4 protein-coding genes and 1 pseudogene are annotated in these 3,795 nt (G+C 73.4%); 1 reads left to right on the top strand and 4 read right to left on the bottom strand.

What is annotated here, in order from left to right:
- The 3 genes and pseudogenes from ABZY57_RS32295 to ABZY57_RS32285 all read right to left on the bottom strand — a co-directional run.
- Positions 1-548: pseudogene (locus ABZY57_RS32295) on the bottom strand (hypothetical protein); the annotation flags it as partial.
- Positions 549-593: 45 nt separating this feature from the next.
- Positions 594-992 (bottom strand): PPOX class F420-dependent oxidoreductase, encoded by a 399-nt coding sequence (locus ABZY57_RS32290; protein WP_356518035.1) that lies wholly within the window; start codon positions 990-992, stop codon positions 594-596.
- A gap of 24 nt (positions 993-1,016) precedes the next feature.
- Complete coding sequence (locus ABZY57_RS32285) at positions 1,017-1,445, bottom strand: MarR family transcriptional regulator (protein ID WP_356518033.1); 429 nt, start codon at positions 1,443-1,445, stop codon at positions 1,017-1,019.
- 133 nt (positions 1,446-1,578) lie between these two features.
- Here ABZY57_RS32285 and ABZY57_RS32280 point away from each other — a divergent pair, with 133 nt between their 5' ends.
- Positions 1,579-2,463, top strand: coding sequence for an MBL fold metallo-hydrolase (locus tag ABZY57_RS32280; RefSeq protein ID WP_356518031.1), 885 nt, complete (start codon positions 1,579-1,581; stop codon positions 2,461-2,463).
- A gap of 13 nt (positions 2,464-2,476) precedes the next feature.
- Here ABZY57_RS32280 and ABZY57_RS32275 read toward each other — a convergent pair whose 3' ends face one another.
- Positions 2,477-3,694, bottom strand: coding sequence for an alginate lyase family protein (locus ABZY57_RS32275; protein WP_356518029.1), 1,218 nt, complete (start codon positions 3,692-3,694; stop codon positions 2,477-2,479).
- Positions 3,695-3,795: the final 101 nt, after the last annotated feature.

Below are 3,795 nucleotides of genomic sequence, written 5' to 3'. Positions count from 1 at the left end.
GCCGGCGACGGATGCCCGGGCCGGTCGGTCTCCCGCCGGTCCGCCCCGGGGGCCACCGCCTCCAGGCGGGTCGCCAGGTCCTCGTGGCGGGCCGTCGCGCGGGCGTGGTCGTCCCGGGTCCAGGACAGCTCCCGGGACAGCGCCTCCGCCTCCGCCGGGTCCGTCGTTTCCGCCAGCCGCGCCGACAGTGCGCGCAGGGCCGCCCGGGCCCGGGCGCGCTGTTCGGCGGCCGAGGCGAGCAGCGTGTGCAGTTCCTCCACCCCGCCCGGCAACCGGTCCCAGACGCCGACGGCCCCGGCCCGCAGTCCGGCCGCGTACTGCGTCTCGCGCGCGAGCGCCTCCGGGCCCACAGACGGAACCAAGTCCCCGAGCAGTGACTCCAGTACGTCCCACGGAGGCATCGCGGCTCCGTCCAGGCAGGCCCGCATGCCCTCGGGGTCCCGCCGCAGGAACTCCCCGTACCAGCCGCTCCCGGGATCCAGTCGCTGCGTCAATCCCCGCATGTATCGGGAGAGTTGGCCGATCACCTGCGAAGTCGCGGTCTCCATCCCCGCATTGGATCCCACCCGTGTTACGGGCGGGCTACAGGAGTCTCAAAGCTTGACGGCGGGCGGGGCAAGCCTGACCGCGATCGCGGTGTGCGGCCGCTCGCGCCGGACCAGAGCGGCCGGCACGTCCAGCATCCAGAACTGCCAGGTGTACTTGCGCAGCATCAGCTTCCGCACCCGCTTCAGCCCCGCCGCGTCCAGCAGCCGCGCCTCGCCCTCGTACACCGCGGCCCCGTCGGCCACCCGCCCGCGTACGTCACAGGCCACGACGGTGACCCGGCCGTTGTTGCGGATCCGCTTCACCTTCCACGCGTCGTTGCGCGTCCAGACGTACAGCTCGCCGCCGTCCCCCACCGCCCAGACCGGCGTGGCCACCGCAGTGCCGTCCTTGCGGAAGGTGGTGAGACTGACGTACCTCGCTCGGCCCAGTTCCTCGATCGTCATGCGCCCGACCCTACGCGGCACCGGTCAACGGGAGGTGACGGCCCGCTCCAGCAGGCTCCGCAGCACGCCCTGTTCCTCCGGGGCGAGCCCGGACACCGGCGAATCCACGGCGAGGAGGTCGAGGAGCCGGGCGCGCAGGGCGGTGCCCTCGGGCGTGAGGACGAGCTGCTTGGCGCGGCGGTCGGTGGGGTGCGGGTGCCGTTCGATCAGGTGCTGCTTCTCCAGCTTGTCGACGACGAAGGTGGCGTTGGAGGGCTCGCAGCTCATGCGCTCGGCGAGGTCCCGCATGGTCATCGGCCCGCTCATCTCCCGCAGCGCGGTGGCCTGGGACGCGGTGAGGCCCAGGGTGGCGGCGCGCTCCCGCACGTGCTCGGCGATCCGGTGGGCCAGCCCGTCCACCAGCCCGCACAGCTGCCGCTCGGCGATGGCTTGGCGCTCGGGAGGTGTCGTCATGGCGCCAGTTTAACAAGTCCCTCAAGCCAGAATATTTACAACTTGAATGATTCAAACTTGATGTTTATGGTAGGCCCACCGCCCCGACAGACCGGCCGGCGGCGGCCTGACGACCACTCACAGGAGAGCCCTCATGCCCGATTTGACGACGGCGCGCGACGAACGACTGCACCGGCCCGCGGGAATCCGCTCGCTGTGGCTGGGCGACACGAAGGTCTCCTACGTGCCGGACGGCGACGTACGGCTCCGGCCGCTGCCGCTGCTCCCGGACAGCACCGACGAGGTGTGGACCGCCCACCCGGAGTACCTGGACGCCGCGGGCCACCTCGTGGCGAGCGTCGGCGGCCTGCTGGTGGAGCACGACGGCCGCGCCCTGCTCATCGACGCGGGCTTCGGTCCGCAGACGCTCCGGGTCCCGGACGGCCCCGTCGGCGTGATCCACGGAGGCGCGCTCCCCGAGAGCCTGGCCGCACTCGGGCGCGCCCCCGGGGACATCGAGGCGGTGGCCTTCACCCACCTCCACTCCGACCACATCGGCTGGGCCGTCCACCCTTCCCCCGAGGGCGTGCCGCCCCTCTTCCCCCGCGCCGAGTACCTGATCGCCGGGCCCGAGTGGGACCGGCTCGACCTCCTGGCGGCCGAGGGCACGACCGAGCGGGTCGCGGCCCTCGCCCCGCGCGTGCGCACGCTTCACGACGGGCAGGAGGTCTTCCCCGGAGTCCGCGTGCGGATCACCCCCGGCCACACCATCGGGCACGCCGAGTACGTCATCACCGGGGGCGGCCGACGCCTGATCGCCTTCGGCGACGCCGTCCATTCGCCGATCCAGATCGACCACCCCGACTGGTCCTCGGCCTTCGACCACGACCTCGCCCTGACCGCCGTCCATCGCCGCCGGCTGGTGGCCGAGCTGGCGGAGCCGGGCACCATCGGTTTCGGCGTCCACTTCGCCGACGTGGTGTTCGGGCACGTCCGGCAGGACGGGGACGGCCCGGCCTGGCACCCCGTGGACGCCTGAGTGCGGCCGCGCCTCAGGCGGCCGGCGCCGCCTCCCCGTGGGTGAGAGTCTCCCAGGCCACGAACAGGCCGTCCGTCCCGGCCGGCCGCGTCTTCTCGACCAGCTCGCGGGTGTACGGGAGTTTCGCGCCCGTCCGCACCGCGTAGTGCTGGAGCGCCACTTCCAGGTCCGGGCCCATCGTGCGCTCCAGCCTGCCGCCGCACAGCCACCCGGGGGCCCGTTCGCCCAGTTGGTACTTCGCGTGGAACTCCAGTGCCGCCCGGAGCCGCTCGCCCTGCTCCCCGTACAGGTCGACGCCCTGGTGCCAGGCCGTCTCCGCGATGTGCGCGGACGCCGCGAGCGCGTGGCCGACGTGCATGAGGTTGCGGCAGGTCTCCTGGGCGGTGCCGTCGGCGTACGCCCCCTGGCCGAACCGGTACGCCGCGGCCCTGTCCGGCGAGTCGGTGCCGGTCCGCGGCGGGGCGGGCGGGTGCGCCCCGTCCCGCTTGAGGCGGAAGTACGCCGGGACGCGCTCGCGGAACCGCTCCAGGGACTCCCGGAAGACGTCCCGGTCCTCCAGGAAGACGGAGATGCTCAGGGCGGCGTCGGTCATGGCCAGCTCCGAGCTGCCGCCGCGCGCCGGCACCTGCGCGCGGACGGCCGGGAGGTAGGCGGTGCGCAGCATCTCCTTGAAGCGGGCGACCCGCTCGTCCCCCCAGTGCGGGTAGCCGGCGTGGACGATCTCGGCGGCGCGGGCCCAGGTGGAGCCGGACCAGGCGGCCTGGAGGCCCGCGTCGCCCCCGGAGTGACGCTTCATCACGGCCGACCAGCCGTCCATGATCTGCACGGCCTTGCGGGCGTGGGAGGCCCTGCCGTTCACCGACCACAGCAGGGCGTGGGTGTACGCGGCGATCGCGTCCTGCCGTTCGTCGAGGCAGGACCGCGGACCCGGGCCGAAGGTGCAGGGCACCACGCCGACCGGATGCGCCTGGTAGGCGAGGGAGGCGTAACGGCTCTTCAGGAGCGCCTGGTACGCCGAGGTCCACGGCTCCTTGCCGGCGGCGACCATCTGCTTCGCGTGCTGGAGCCGAGTGTGGCTGACGACGACGCCCGGGTGGCGGAAGACCACGTCGCCCGGGTCCTTGGCGTGGGCCCGGCCCTCGGGGGCGGCGCATGCCGCGAGCAGCAGGCCGCCCGCGAGGAGGGCGCCCACGAATCCGAGGCCGATTCGCTTGGATGCGGATGCGTTCATGTCTGACACGCCTTCACGCTTGCCCCGCGCCCCGTCCCTCCCATCGCCGATTGGTCCGTTCGGCCGCCGGGCCCGCCCTAACGGCACGCCGAAGGGCGGGC

It is taken from the genome of Streptomyces sp. NPDC006450 (assembly GCF_040612195.1).
GTDB lineage: Bacteria > Actinomycetota > Actinomycetes > Streptomycetales > Streptomycetaceae > Streptomyces.
Note: the sequence above shows the minus strand (reverse complement) of the source record. Positions and strands in the feature narration are given on the sequence as shown.

Excerpts from the sequence above, each read along its gene's own strand:
- ABZY57_RS32275 (WP_356518029.1), bottom strand. The coding sequence starts at position 3,694 with ATGAACGCATCCGCATCCAAGCGAATCGGCCTCGGATTCGTGGGCGCC.
- ABZY57_RS32290 (WP_356518035.1), bottom strand. The coding sequence starts at position 992 with ATGACGATCGAGGAACTGGGCCGAGCGAGGTACGTCAGTCTCACCACC.
- ABZY57_RS32285 (WP_356518033.1), bottom strand. The coding sequence starts at position 1,445 with ATGACGACACCTCCCGAGCGCCAAGCCATCGCCGAGCGGCAGCTGTGC.
- ABZY57_RS32280 (WP_356518031.1), top strand. The coding sequence starts at position 1,579 with ATGCCCGATTTGACGACGGCGCGCGACGAACGACTGCACCGGCCCGCG.